The organism is Streptomyces seoulensis (genome assembly GCF_004328625.1).
In the GTDB taxonomy this organism is placed as follows: domain Bacteria; phylum Actinomycetota; class Actinomycetes; order Streptomycetales; family Streptomycetaceae; genus Streptomyces; species Streptomyces seoulensis.
Map to the genome: position 1 here is coordinate 2367957 of NZ_CP032229.1, position 13301 is coordinate 2381257.

The 13301-nt window shown below is 70.8% G+C and carries 8 protein-coding genes; 3 read left to right on the plus strand and 5 right to left on the minus strand.

Features of this window, described 5'->3' with window-relative positions; translation table 11 throughout:
• Positions 1 to 76: 76 nt before the first annotated feature.
• The 3 genes from D0Z67_RS11035 to D0Z67_RS11045 all read right to left on the minus strand — a co-directional run bounded on the left by D0Z67_RS11035 (position 77) and on the right by D0Z67_RS11045 (position 6724).
• A complete protein-coding gene (locus D0Z67_RS11035) occupies positions 77 to 5020 on the minus strand; it encodes an NAD-glutamate dehydrogenase (RefSeq protein ID WP_031182667.1) in 4944 nt (1647 codons plus the stop codon).
• A 483-nt stretch (positions 5021 to 5503) separates the two neighbouring features.
• Positions 5504 to 6172, minus strand: coding sequence for an HAD family hydrolase (locus D0Z67_RS11040; protein WP_031182668.1), 669 nt, complete (start codon positions 6170 to 6172; stop codon positions 5504 to 5506).
• Between the two features lie 57 nt (positions 6173 to 6229).
• The gene (locus D0Z67_RS11045; protein ID WP_031182669.1) at positions 6230 to 6724 is read right to left on the minus strand and encodes a DUF6912 family protein; all 495 of its coding nucleotides are present in this window, start codon (positions 6722 to 6724) and stop codon (positions 6230 to 6232) included.
• Positions 6725 to 7027: 303 nt separating this feature from the next.
• On the opposite strand from D0Z67_RS11045, the gene D0Z67_RS11050 reads away from it, so the two are divergent.
• Positions 7028 to 7477 carry an Rv3235 family protein gene (locus tag D0Z67_RS11050; protein ID WP_037775562.1) on the plus strand — a complete coding sequence of 150 codons (450 nt, stop codon included), beginning with the start codon at positions 7028 to 7030 and terminating at the stop codon, positions 7475 to 7477.
• A gap of 102 nt (positions 7478 to 7579) precedes the next feature.
• On the opposite strand, the gene secA is transcribed toward D0Z67_RS11050, so the two are convergent.
• Complete coding sequence (secA, locus tag D0Z67_RS11055) at positions 7580 to 10423, minus strand: preprotein translocase subunit SecA (protein ID WP_031182671.1); 2844 nt, start codon at positions 10421 to 10423, stop codon at positions 7580 to 7582.
• A gap of 253 nt (positions 10424 to 10676) precedes the next feature.
• On the opposite strand from secA, the gene D0Z67_RS11060 reads away from it, so the two are divergent.
• The gene (locus D0Z67_RS11060; protein WP_051887911.1) at positions 10677 to 11315 is read left to right on the plus strand and encodes a GNAT family N-acetyltransferase; all 639 of its coding nucleotides are present in this window, start codon (positions 10677 to 10679) and stop codon (positions 11313 to 11315) included.
• Entirely contained in the window at positions 11312 to 12502 is a 1191-nt protein-coding gene (locus tag D0Z67_RS11065) for a winged helix-turn-helix domain-containing protein (protein ID WP_031182673.1), read from the plus strand. The genes D0Z67_RS11060 and D0Z67_RS11065 overlap by 4 nt, the downstream gene beginning before the upstream one ends.
• Here D0Z67_RS11065 and D0Z67_RS11070 read toward each other — a convergent pair.
• Positions 12499 to 13248, minus strand: coding sequence for a response regulator (locus D0Z67_RS11070; RefSeq protein WP_031182674.1), 750 nt, complete (start codon positions 13246 to 13248; stop codon positions 12499 to 12501). The two genes, D0Z67_RS11065 and D0Z67_RS11070, sit on opposite strands and share 4 nt — an antisense overlap.
• Between the last annotated feature and the right edge of the window lie 53 nt (positions 13249 to 13301).

The window sequence follows — 13301 nt, forward strand, 5'->3', positions numbered from 1 at the left end:
CACCCCTAAAGCGACAGGGGCGCCCCCGGCCGGGTTCTCCGGTCCGGGGGCGCCCCTCGCGCTCAGGCGGCGCCGGTCACGCGTGCGTGCGCAGCAGCGTCCGCATCGTGCGCATCGCCACCGAGAGGTTGGCGAGGTCGAACGCGTCCGAGCCCCGGATCTCCTCCAGCGTGGCGCGGGCCCGGCTCAGGATGGGCGCGTTCTTCTCCTCCCACGCCTTGAACCGCTGCTCCGGCGTGGAGGTGCCGTTGCCCGCCGCGAGCACGTCCGCGGTGAGCGCCGCGTGCGCCGCGTAGAGGTCCTCGCGGATGGAGGCGCGGGCCATCGACTGCCAGCGGTCCGCGCGGGGCAGCTCGATGATGCGGTCCATGAGCTGGGTGATGTGCAGCCGGTCGGCGAGGTCGTAGTACACCTCGGCCACGTCCAGCGGCTCCTTGCCCATGCGGTCGGCCACCGAGACGATGTCCAGCGCCGGGAAGGCGGAGGAGAACCCGGCCACCCGGGTGGCCAGTTCGGCCGGGACACCGGCGGCGGACAGCTCGTCGTACACGTGCTGGTACCACTCCAGGTCCGCGCCGCGCAGCAGCTTCGGCATCTGCTGCCAGACCTGCTCGACCCGGTCCGCGAAGAACTCCACGGTCTCGGCGAGCTGGAGCGGCTGCGGCCGGTTGTTCAGCAGCCAGCGGGTGCCGCGCTCGACCAGCCGGCGCGAGTGCAGCCGGATACGGGTCTGGACGGCCGCGTCGACCTGGTTGTCCAGCGCCTCCACCGCGTCCCACACCGGGGACGAGCAGAAGATCGCGCGGGCCGCGGTCTGGGCGCGGACGATCTCCTCCAGCGAGGCGCCCGTCTCCTCGCGCAGCCGGTGCAGATACGTGGTGCCGCCCGTGTTCACCGTGTCGTTGACCAGCACCGTGGTGGTGATCTCCCGGCGCAGCGGGTGACTGTCGATGACCTCGGCGAACCGCTCGCGCAGCGCGGTCGGGAAGTACGCGTGCAGCAGCCCGCGCAGGTACTCGTCGTCCGGCAGCGAGGTGTGCAGCAGCTCCTCGGCGACCGTGATCTTCGTGTACGCCAGCAGCACCGCGGTCTCGGGGCTGGTGAGGCCCTGGCCCTGGTTCAGCCGCTCCCGGATCTGGCGGTCGGTGGGCAGGAACTCCAGCGCCCGGTTCAGGTGGCCCTCGCGCACCAGGTGCCGGATGAACCGGGCCTGCGCGTGCAGCATGTCCTTGGACTGGGCGAGCGCGTTGGCCAGCGCGGTGTTCTGCGCGTAGTTGTTCCGCAGGACCAGGGCGCCGACCTCGTCGGTCATCTCCGCGAGCAGCTTGTTGCGCTGCTTGACGGTCATGTCCCCTTCGGTGACCAGGCTGTTGAGCAGGATCTTGATGTTCACCTCGTGGTCGGAGGTGTCCACACCGGCGCTGTTGTCGATGGCGTCGGTGTTGATCCGGCCGCCCTGGAGCGCGAACTCGATCCGGCCGAGCTGGGTCAGGCCCAGGTTGCCGCCCTCGCCGACGACCTTGACGCGCAGGTCGGCGCCGTCGACGCGGATGGCGTCGTTGGCCTTGTCGCCGACGTCGGCGTCGGTCTCCGCCGAGGACTTGACGTAGGTGCCGATGCCGCCGTTCCACAGCAGGTCGACCGGCGCCTTGAGGATCGTCTTCATCAGGTCGGCCGGGGTCATCTTGGAGATCTTCTCCTCGATGCCCAGGGCTTCCCGGATGTGGTGGTTCAGCGGGATCGACTTGGCGCTGCGCGGGAAGATCCCGCCGCCCGCCGACAGCAGCGAGGTGTCGTAGTCGGCCCAGCTGGAGCGGGGCAGGTCGAACAGGCGGCGGCGCTCGGCGTAACCGGTGGCCGCGTCCGGGACCGGGTCGATGAAGATGTGCCGGTGGTCGAAGGCGGCGACCAGGCGGATGTGCTCGGAGAGCAGCATGCCGTTGCCGAACACGTCGCCGGACATGTCACCGATGCCGACGACCGTGAAGTCCTCGGACTGGGTGTCCAGGTCCAGCTCGCGGAAGTGCCGTTTCACCGACTCCCAGGCGCCGCGCGCGGTGATGCCCATGCCCTTGTGGTCGTAGCCCGCGCTGCCGCCGGAGGCGAAGGCGTCCCCGAGCCAGAAGTCGTAGGACTGGGCGACCTCGTTGGCGATGTCGGAGAACGTCGCGGTGCCCTTGTCGGCCGCGACCACGAGGTAGGTGTCCTCGCCGTCGTGCCGGACCACGTCCTGCGGCGGGACGACCTCGCCGGCCACCATGTTGTCGGTGATGTCGAGCAGGGCGGAGATGAACGTCTTGTAGCTGGCGATGCCCTCGGCCAGCCAGGCGTCCCGGTCCACGCCCGGGTCGGGCAGCTGCTTGGCGACGAAGCCGCCCTTGGCGCCGACCGGCACGATGACGGTGTTCTTCACCATCTGCGCCTTGACCAGGCCGAGGATCTCGGTACGGAAGTCCTCGCGCCGGTCCGACCAGCGCAGACCGCCGCGCGCGACCTTGCCGAAGCGCAGGTGCACGCCCTCGACCCGCGGCGAGTACACCCAGATCTCGTACGCCGGGCGCGGTGCGGGCAGGTCGGGGATGGCCTGCGGGTCGAACTTCATCGACACGTACGCGTGCGGGCCGCCGTCGCGGGCTTCCTGGAAGAAGTTGGTGCGCAGGGTGGCCTTGATAACGGTCAGGAAGGAACGCAGGATGCGGTCCTCGTCCAGGCTCGCCACCTGGTCCAGCGCGGCGTCCAGCTCCTCCAGCAGGGCGTCGGTGATCTCCAGGCCGGCCTTCTGCCGGTCCGGGGACATCCGGGCCTCGAACAGGGAGACCAGCAGCCGGGTGGTGTGGACGTTGTTGCGGAGGGTGTCCTCCATGTAGTCCTGGCTGAAGGTGGAGCCCGCCTGGCGCAGGTACTTGGCGTAGGCGCGCAGCACCATCGCCTGCCGCCAGGTCAGCCCGGCGCTCAGCACCAGGGCGTTGAAGCCGTCGTTCTCCGCCTGGCCGGTCCAGGTCGCGGCGAAGGCGTCCTGGAACCGCTCGCGGCCGTCCTCGCCGAGGTGGTCGATGCCGCCGGCGGTCTGCGGCAGGCGAAGGCCGAAGTCGTAGATCCACGCGGTGCTGCGGTCGGCGCGGCGCAGCTCGTAGGGGCGTTCGTCGACGACCTCGACGCCGAGCCGGTTGAGGACCGGCAGCACGGCGGAGAGGGAGACCGCGTCGCCCTTGCGGTAGATCTTGAAGCGGCGCTCACCGGGGGCGGCGCCCACCGGCTCGTACAGGCTGAGCGAGAAGTCGTTGCCCTTGTCGTTGCTCAGCCGCTCCAGGTGGACCAGGTCGGAGACCGCGGCGCGCGGGGAGTGGTCGGCCTTGTAGCCCTCGGTGAAGGCGTTGCTGTAGCGGCGCAGCAGCTCGGCGGCGCGCTCCTCGCCGCACTCGGCGTTGAGCGCCTCGGCGAAGCCGTCGGACCAGGAGCGGGTCGCCTCGACCAGGCGGGCCTCGATGCGCTCCTTGTCGGCGTCGGACAGCTGCGGCAGCTCGGTGCCCTGGGGGACGCGGACGACGAAGTGCAGCCGGGACAGGATCGACTCGGTGTTCCAGGCGGTGAAGTCGACGCTGATGCCGCCCAGTTCCTCCTTGAGGATGTCGATGATCCTCAGGCGGACCCCGGTGGTGTACCGGTCGCGCGGCAGGTAGACCAGGGCCGAGTAGTAGCGGCCGTATTCGTCCTGGCGCAGGTAGAGCCGCAGCCGGCGGCGCTCCTGGAGGTACAGCACGCTGGTGGCGATGGACTGCAGCTCGGCGGGCGGGGTCTGGAACAGCTCGTCGCGCGGGTAGGTCTCGAGGATCTGGGTGAGGTCGCGGCCGTCGTGGCTGTTGGGCGAGAACCCGGCGCGCTCCAGCACCTCGGCGACCTTGCGGCGGATCACCGGCACCCGGCGCACCGACTCGGTGTAGGCGGCGGAGGAGAACAGCCCGAGGAAGCGGCGCTCGCCGACGACGTTGCCGTCGGCGTCGAACTTCTTGACGCCGATGTAGTCCAGGTACGACGGGCGGTGCACGGTGGCCCGGCTGTTGGCCTTGGTCAGCACCAGCAGGCGGTGCTCGCGGGCCTTGGCGCGGGCGTCCGCCGGGAGCCGCTCGAAGGAGGGGCTGACCGGGTGCTCGTCGTCCTCGGAGTGGTGCGGGTCGGAGCGCAGGATACCGAGACCGGTACCGGCCTTGGCGCTGAGCGAGTCGTCGCCGCGCAGCTCGTACTCGCGGTAGCCGAGGAAGGTGAAGTGGTCGGCGGAGAGCCAGCGCAGCAGCTCGCGGGCCTCGTCCACCTCGGCGACGGGGAGGTCGGCCGGGCGGGGGTCGTCGCGCAGCTCGTCGGCGATCCGGACGGCCGCCTCGCGCATCTTCTCCCAGTCCTCGACGGCCTCGCGCACGTCGGACAGGACGCGCAGCAGGTCGGCGGAGATCTGCTTGAGGTCGGCGCGGTCGGTCTCGCGGTCGGTCTCGACGTGGATCCAGGACTCGACGTGCGCGTCGTGCGGCAGCTCGCCGTGCGGACCGGTGGGCAGGACCTCGATCAGCTTGCCGGTGACGTCACGGCGGACGACGACCTGCGGGTGGATCACGACGTGGATGCCGCGGCCCTGGCGGGTCAGCTCGTTGGTGACCGAGTCGACCAGGAAGGGCATGTCGTCGGTGACGACCTCCACCACGGTGTGGCTGCACGTCCACCCGTTCTCCTCCACGGTCGGGGTGTGCACCCGCACGTTGGCCGTGCCCTGCGGGCGGGACTCGGCGAGACGGTAGTGGGAGACCGCGGCACCGAAGACGTCGACCGGGTCGCGGTCGGCCAGGTCTTCCGGGGCGGTGTGCAGGTAGTAGCGCTGGAGGAACGCGAGCACCGCTTCGCTGTCCGGGGTGCCGGAGGTGCCCTCGCTCGTGGTCCCGGTCGGTAGGTGCCCCCCGACCGGGCTGTTCTCAGCTACCCGAGCGGCCCGATCGAGCAGCTCGGCCTTGGCTTCGTCCAGCTTGGTCTGCATTGTCCTCTGGCTCCTGTCGCGCGCCGTTGCGTGACGTAGAAGGAAGTACGGTTTCTTCCCCTCCGGTATGACGCCACGGCCCGAGGTGTCCGGTCCGTTCCGACGCTATGCCGCGAGGCGAGATGGGCGGGGGGATTTCGGCCATTGTCGACAGACTTGTCGGAAGCGACGCTGCTCTCCGCACCGTCGTGCCGGAGGCCGTCCCCGGTGTCCTGGGGGCTGCGACGCCCCCGTCCCGCCCGGGAAGATCAGCGACCGCCGCCCGGTCACGGAGTTCGTCCGTGCGGTCCGGGCGCAGGGCGGGGACTGTGGCGTCCCCGCGAGATATCGCGCTGATCACGCCACAAGGCTATCGCCCCCGACGGGGGCCCCGTCATGTGCCGTATGTGTACAAAACCGGGGGGTGAAGTTTGACGTTCTGCACAGCGGCGGCGAGGGGCCCGGTGGCGTATTCGCGTCGGGGCGGAGACGGCCGGGAGGCCGTTACGACGCTATTCGCCGGGCCTCGGCGACGGCCTCGGCCAGGCTGTCCACCACGGGGGCGCCGGAGCCGCGCAGGCTCTCGGGGCCGTGCGAGCCGCCCGTGTAGAGCACGGCGTGGGCGCCGACGTGCTGAGCGGCCAGCGCGTCGTCGGCCGCGTCGCCGATGACGACGGTGCGCCCGGGGTCGACCAGGGTGCTCATCGCCTTCAGGTGGCGGACCATGTGCTCGGCCTTGCTGCCGCCGGAGGGGCCGGTGCGGCCGTCGACGCGCAGGAAGTGCGGCTCGATGCCTAGGCCGCGGACCAGCGGGACCAGTTCCTCGTGCCCGTACATGCTCAGCAGGGACTGGCTGTGGCCGTCCGCGCCCCAGCCTTCCAGCAGCTCGGCCGCGCCCTCGGTGAGCCCGCAGCGCGTCCGGTGCTCGGCGTAGTGCCGCTGGAAGGCGCCGTCCATGACCTCCCACTCGAGGTCACTGGGCAGCCGGCCCATCAGGCGCTCGTAGAACCTCGGTACGGGGACGCAGTACAGCGCGCGGTAGCGCTCGAGCGTGATCGGCTCCAGGCCCAGCTCGGCGAAGGCCGCGTTGGTCGCCCCGATGATCGCGTCGTTGTCGTGGAACAGGGTCCCGTTCCAGTCCCAGACGATGTGCGCGCTCTGCTGCTTCCCCATGCCCAAAAAGGTACCGGGCACCACTGACAGCGGGTAAGGGCGAACGGTCCGCGCAGGTCAGGGGGTTGCGAGCAGGCTGGGGATCTCCTGGGTGGCGAACCACAGCAGCTCGTGGTCGTCTGCGGCGTCCACGACTTTGCGGGCCGCGTCGTCACCGGCGTCGGCCGCCTCGACGGCCCGGGCGGCGGCGGTGACGTCCGCCTCCGCGTCGTCGGCGTCGGCGTGCACGGCCGCGGCCTTGGCGAGCTTGGCAGAGGCGGTGACGGTGACCTCGCCGAGGCCGTCCGGGTCCGGGGTGACGGCGCCGTCCGCGACGTCCACCGCGACGACGACCCGGCGCGGGGCCGCGCCGGGGTCGGCGGCCAGCAGCCGCAGCGAGGCGCTCGCGGCCTCGCCGAGCGCGCTGTACTCCAGCTCCTCCAGGTCGTCCGTGCCGCACCACGCGCGCAGCGCGGGCGTCACGGCGTAGGCGGCGAACGGGTCCGCCGCCAGCACACCCGTCTCGTGGGCCTCGGCGAGGCCGGGGAGGGTCAGGGGTACGTAGACGCGCATACGGGCCGCTCTTTCCTGGTCACTTTCCGGATCAAGGAGGGCCTCCAGAATACGTGCGGCCGTCCCCTTTCGAGTTCCCGCCCGACCCCCGTACGGCGTCAAGGCGACGCACCCCACGTCACCCTGGCGAACCGTACGGGCATGGGGTTCACGACGCCCCGGGTCACTCGGATAAGTGAAGTCCGCCGGGCTCACGACACCGGTCGGGCTTCCTTGCCGGACCCGTCCCCGTCCCCGTACAAGGTCCCCACCTACTTGAGTTACCGCCCGGTATCCCACCGGGCCGGCCGAACGGGGACTTCCATGAACAAGGTCATGAGCCGCAAGCCGCAGACCCGGCCGCACCACCGCCCGCCGACCCGCCACGACACCCGCCGCCCCGGCACCCCCACGCGCGGCCGCACCACCACCGCGCGCCCCACCGACCTCTTCGCGGACCGCCTGCTGGCCGTCCTGAGCGGTCAGCGCCCGGTCCACTGGATGCTCCGCCACACCGCCGGCTCCGCCTACGACGACCTGGCCCGCCTCGCCGAACGCACCCCGCTGCGCACCCGGGGCACCACCCGCCCCACCGTCCACGACCTCGGCTGGTTCGTCCCCCGCACCGGCGCCCTGGAGGTCTTCGCCCGTATCGCCGCCGGCGACCGCCTCCGCGCCCTCGCCTTCCGCCTGGAACAGTCGGAAGACCTCCGCTGGCGCTGCACGGCGGTGGAGCTGGCCACACCCTCACCGCAGCGCTGCACGACGCCCTGAGGGGCGCCTGGACGGCGTCAGGGGGCGTCAGGGCCGCACGACCCGGGGCCGGGCCCCCGCAAGGGAGGACCCGGCCCCGGACTGCTGCTGAAGCGGTGCGCGCTACTTCTTGCGGCGCCGCCCGCCCTTGGCCTGGCGGCGGCGCTCCGCGCGGGTCAGGCCGTCGGACTCGGAGCGGACGGGCTCGTCGTCCTCGAGGTCGCGCTCGATGACGCCGCCCTCGCCGTCCACGGTGGGCGCGGAGAAGTGCAGCTCGCGGCGCTGCGGCACGTCGAGGCCCTTGGCCCGGATCTCCGGACGCGCCCCGGCGGGAACCTGCGCGGGCACGGTGTCCTGCGGGCCCTCGCCGAGCGGCCCGGCCTCGACCGGGACCTCCTCGACCTGCTGCTCGACCTGGACCTCCAGGTTGAACAGGTAGCCGACGGACTCCTCCTTGATGCCCTCCATCATGGCGGTGAACATGTCGAAGCCCTCCCGCTGGTACTCCACCAGCGGGTCCTTCTGCGCCATCGCCCGGAGGCCGATGCCCTCCTGGAGGTAGTCCATCTCGTAGAGGTGCTCGCGCCACTTGCGGTCCAGCACCGACAGCACGACCCGGCGCTCCAGCTCACGCATGATCTCGGAGCCGAGCTGCTCCTCACGCGCCTCGTACTGGGCGTGGATGTCGTCCTTGATGGACTCGGAGATGAACTCCGCGGTGAGACCGGCGCGGTCGCCCGCGGCCTCCTCCAGCTCCTCGATGGTGACCTTCACCGGGTAGAGCTGCCGGAAGGCGCCCCACAGCCGGTCCAGGTCCCAGTCCTCGGGGAAGCCGTCGGCGGTCTCGGCCGCGATGTACTCGTCGATCGTGTCGTTCATGAAGTGCTGCACCTGCTCCTGCAGGTCCTCGCCCTCCAGGACGCGGCGCCGCTCGCCGTAGATGACCTCGCGCTGGCGGTTGAGCACCTCGTCGTACTTCAGGACGTTCTTACGCGTCTCGAAGTTCTGCTGCTCGACCTGCGACTGCGCGGACGCGATCGCGCGGGTGACCATCTTGTTCTCGATCGGCACGTCGTCCGGCACGTTGGCCATGGCCATCACGCGCTCGACCATCTGCGCCTTGAACAGCCGCATCAGGTCGTCACCGAGCGAGAGGTAGAACCGCGACTCGCCGGGGTCGCCCTGACGGCCGGACCGGCCGCGCAGCTGGTTGTCGATACGGCGCGACTCGTGCCGCTCGGTGCCGAGGACGTAGAGGCCGCCGCTCAGCTCGACCTCTTCCTTCTCGGCCTTCACCGCCTGCTCGGCCCGGGCCATCGCGGCGGGCAGCGCGGCCGCCCACTCCTCGATGTGCTCCTCGGGGTCGAGCCCGTGCTGGCGCAGCTCCGCCTCGGCGAGGTCCTCGGGGTTGCCGCCGAGCTTGATGTCGGTACCGCGGCCGGCCATGTTGGTGGCCACGGTCACGGCGCCCTTGCGGCCCGCCTGCGCGACGATCGACGCCTCACGCTCGTGGTGCTTGGCGTTCAGCACCTCGTGCTGGATGCCGCGCTTGCTGAGCTGCTGGGAGAGGTACTCCGACTTCTCCACCGAGGTGGTGCCGACCAGGATCGGCTGGCCCTTCTCGTGCTTCTCGGCGATGTCGTCGACGACCGCCTCGAACTTGGCGACCTCGGTGCGGTAGATCAGGTCCGACTGGTCCTTGCGGACCATGGGCCGGTTGGTCGGGATCGGGACGACACCGAGCTTGTAGATCTGGTGGAACTCGGCGGCCTCGGTCATCGCCGTACCGGTCATGCCGGAGAGACCGGGCATCTCCTTGCCCTCGTGGTCGTGGCGCTTGTAGAGGCGGAAGAAGTTCTGGAGGGTGATCGTGGCGAGCGTCTGGTTCTCGTCCTTGATGTCCACCCCTTCCTTCGCCTCGATCGCCTGGTGCATGCCCTCGTTGTAGCGGCGGCCCGCGAGGATACGGCCGGTGTGCTCGTCGACGATCATGACCTCGCCGTCGATGACGACGTAGTCCTTGTCCTTCTTGAACAGTTCCTTGGCCTTGATGGCGTTGTTCAGGTAACCGACGAGCGGGGTGTTGACCGACTCGTAGAGGTTCTCGATGCCCAGCCAGTCCTCGACCTTGGAGACACCGGACTCGTGGATGGCGACGGTGCGCTTCTTCTCGTCGACCTCGTAGTCGCCGGTCTCCTCGATGCCCTTGAGGGGGTTGCCGGCCTCGCCCTTCTTGAGGCGGGTGACCAGCTTGGCGAAGTCGCCGTACCACTTGGTGGCCTGGTCGGCGGGGCCGGAGATGATCAGCGGCGTACGGGCCTCGTCGACGAGGATCGAGTCCACCTCGTCGACGATGGCGAAGTTGTGGCCGCGCTGCACCAGCTCGTCCGACGCCCACGCCATGTTGTCGCGCAGGTAGTCGAAGCCGAACTCGTTGTTCGTGCCGTAGGTGATGTCGCACGCGTACTGCTCGCGGCGCTCGGCCGGCGTCATGTTGGCCAGGATGCAGCCGACTTCCAGCCCGAGGAACTTGTGGACGCGGCCCATCATCTCGGAGTCGCGCTCGGCCAGGTAGTCGTTCACCGTGATCAGGTGGACGCCCTTGCCGGACAGGGCGTTCAGATACGCGGGCAGGGTGCCGACGAGGGTCTTGCCCTCACCGGTCTTCATCTCGGCGACGTAACCGAGGTGGAGCGCCGCGCCGCCCATGATCTGCACGTCGTAGTGACGCTGGCCGAGGGCGCGCTTGGCGGCCTCGCGGACGGTGGCGAACGCCTCGGGGAGCAGATCGTCCAGGCTCTCGCCGTCCGCGTACCGCTGCTTGTACTCCTCGGTGAGAGCCCGCAGCTCGGCGTCGGAGAGGTCGACGAAGTCCTCTTCGATGGAGTTGACCTGGTCCGCGATGCGGTGCAGCTTGCGCAGGATCTTGCCTTCGCCTGCACGCATGATCTTCGAGAGGACGGACACGGGGGGTGGTCTCCTTGCCGGTCGGGCCTGGGACGGTCGGTTTCCATAAGACTTGATTGAGCAACGGCCATCGTATGCGAGGACCCCGCCGCGCCGGGAGGCCCGGCGGCGCAGTGGTCCTTCCACTCCGGACAACGTCCGGGGACCCCGGATGGTGCCGCGCCACGCCGATGATTTGCGCTAATGGTGATACGTCGCTCACTCAGGGCGAAATCCGCTGGCACGGTATGTCCGGTCCGCGCACACTCGCCGGATGGACCCCGTCGTACTGACCACCGCACGCCTGCTGCTGCGCGCCGTCCGCCCGGACGACACCGAGGCCGTGTTCGCGGCGGCCCAGGACCCGGCCATCCAGCGCTGGATCTCCTCCTTCCCCTCGCCCTACCTGCGGGAACACGCCGAGGCGTTCGTCGGCGGCACCGCGCCCGAGAGCTGGGCGGACGACTCGATGTACACCTTCGGTGCCTTCCTGCCCGCCGGGGAGCTGACCGGCATGCTCAGCGTCGTGATGCGCGGCCCCGGCCACGGCGAACTCGGCTACTGGGCCGCGCGCGAGCACCGCGGCCGGGGGTACGTCACCGAGGCCGCGTCCGCCGTCGCCCGCTGGGCGTTCACCGCGCTCGCGGTGGACCGGCTGGAGTGGCGCGCCGAGGTCGGCAACAACGCCTCCCGCGCGGTGGCCGAGCGGCTCGGCTTCACCGTCGAGGGCGTCCTGCGCGCGGGCGTGGGCAACCGGGGCGTGCTGCGGGACTCCTGGGTGGGCTCCCTGCTCCCCTCGGACCTCGGGCTGCGCTCCTCTGTGCCGTATCTGCCCGCCCCCGCCCGGCCGTCGGAGGCGAAGGCGCAGGTCGGCGGAGACTGTCAGTGGCACCCTCTATCGTCCCCGTCATGACGACCCTGCCGCGCCCCGCTGTCACCCTCACCGCGGACGACGCCCGCCGACTCGCCCTGCGGGCCCAGGGCTTCCTCGGTGCCCCCGACCGCCGCTCGGGCCCGCGCGGGGTGCTCCGGGCGCTGGGCGCGGTCCAGCTCGACACCATCTCGGTCCTGGCCCGCTCCCACGAACTGATCCCGTACGCGCGCCTGGGCGCGGTCGGCCGCCCGTCCGTGGAGTCGGCCTACTGGCACACCCCGGCCTCCGGCGCGCCCCACGCCTTCGAGTACTGGTCGCACGCGGCGTGCATCCTCCCCGTCGAGGAGTGGCCGCACTTCGCGTTCCGCCGCCGCGCCTACCGCGACCGCCCGCACTGGAACCACCAGTTGCCCGAGGGGGTGTACGACCAGGTGATCAAGCAGCTGCGCGCCGAGGGCCCGCTCACCGCGACCGAGCTGGGCGGCGCGAAGCGCACCAGCGACTGGTGGGACTGGTCCGGCACCAAGGTCGCCGTGGAGCGCGCGCTGATGTACGGCGAGGTGGTCTGTGTGGAGCGGCGCGGCTGGAAGCGGGTGTACGACCTAGCCGAGCGCGCGATCCCCAAAGAGCTGCTCCACGACGACCTGGACGACGCCGAGTGCCTGCGCCGGCTGGTCCGGCTGGCCGGCGAGGCGCTGGGTGTGGGCACCCGCGCGGACATCGCGGACTACCACCGCCTCAGGGGCGAGCAGGTCGACGCGGTGATCGCCGAATCGGGTCTGGTGCCGGTCGAGGTCGAGGGCTGGTCCAAGCCCGCCTGGGCCGACCCGGCCGCCCTGGCGACGCCCCCGCGCGGCCGCCACCGCACCACCCTGCTCTCCCCGTTCGACTCCCTGATCTGGGAACGGGCGCGCACGGAGCGGATCTTCGGCTTCACCCACCGCCTGGAGGCGTACGTCCCCAAGCCGAAGCGGGTGTACGGCTACTTCGCGATGCCGGTGCTCTCCGGCGGGCGGCTGATCGGCCGGGTGGACCCGGCGCGCGAGGGCCGCACACTGGTGGCCCGGCAGGTCACGCTGGACGGCCCGAAGGCGGTACCGGGTGTCGCGCAGGCCCTGGTGGAGGCCGCGTCCTGGGTGGGCTGCACGGATGTACGAGTGGAGCGGGTCGACGCCCCCGAACTCCGCGGGCCGCTCACGCTGGAGCTGGCCCGCGCGGTCGGCTAGCGGATCTCCAGGATCTTCTCGCGCATCGCGTACACGACCGCCTCCATCCGGGAGTGCAGCTGCAGCTTCTCCAGGATGTTGCGGACGTGGTTCTTCACGGTGTTCTCCGAGATGAACAACTCCTTGGCGATGTCCCGGTTGTTCATCCCGGTGGCGACGAGCTTGAGCACCTCCAGCTCCCGGTCGGTCAGCCGGGGCGCGGGTACGAGGCGCCGCTCGTCGGTGCGCTGGATCATCGACTTGAACTCGGTGAGCAGCTTGGACGCCATGGAGGGGCTGATCTGCGACTGGCCGTCCGCGACCGCGCGGATGGCGGTGGCCACCTCGTCGGTGGAGATCTCCTTGAGCAGGTAACCGGTCGCGCCCGCCTTGATGGCGTCGTAGAGGTCGGCCTCCTCGTCGCTGATCGTCAGCATGATGATCTTCGCGCTGGGGGCGACCTCCTTGATGGAGGTGCACGCCTCGATCCCGCCGCGCCGGGGCATCCGCACGTCCATCAGCACGATGTCGGGCAGCAGATCGGCCGCCTTGTCCACCGCTTCGGCGCCGTCACCGGCCTCGCCGACGACCTGGATGTCCTCCTCGGCCGCGAGCACGATCTCCAGACCGCGGCGGAACAGCGCGTGGTCGTCGACCACCAGCACCCGGATCGGCTCGTCGCGTTCGGGGTCCAGGTCGTCCGGCTCCATGCCGATGACGCCGTCGTCGGCGCCCGCGCCGCGCATCGGTCCGAAGGTGTCCGCCATCGTTCCTCCCCCTGAAGGCTGTGGCCCGTGATTCCGTGCCATCGCCAACCCAA

What these genes read in the sequence shown, in the direction of transcription:
- D0Z67_RS11060 (WP_051887911.1), top strand. Translation starts at nt 10,677, where the DNA reads ATGGACCCCGTCGTACTGACCACCGCACGCCTGCTGCTGCGCGCCGTC.
- D0Z67_RS11035 (WP_031182667.1), bottom strand. Translation starts at nt 5,020, where the DNA reads ATGCAGACCAAGCTGGACGAAGCCAAGGCCGAGCTGCTCGATCGGGCC.
- D0Z67_RS11045 (WP_031182669.1), bottom strand. Translation starts at nt 6,724, where the DNA reads ATGCGCGTCTACGTACCCCTGACCCTCCCCGGCCTCGCCGAGGCCCAC.
- D0Z67_RS11050 (WP_037775562.1), top strand. Translation starts at nt 7,028, where the DNA reads ATGAACAAGGTCATGAGCCGCAAGCCGCAGACCCGGCCGCACCACCGC.
- D0Z67_RS11070 (WP_031182674.1), bottom strand. Translation starts at nt 13,248, where the DNA reads ATGGCGGACACCTTCGGACCGATGCGCGGCGCGGGCGCCGACGACGGC.
- D0Z67_RS11040 (WP_031182668.1), bottom strand. Translation starts at nt 6,172, where the DNA reads ATGGGGAAGCAGCAGAGCGCGCACATCGTCTGGGACTGGAACGGGACC.
- D0Z67_RS11065 (WP_031182673.1), top strand. Translation starts at nt 11,312, where the DNA reads ATGACGACCCTGCCGCGCCCCGCTGTCACCCTCACCGCGGACGACGCC.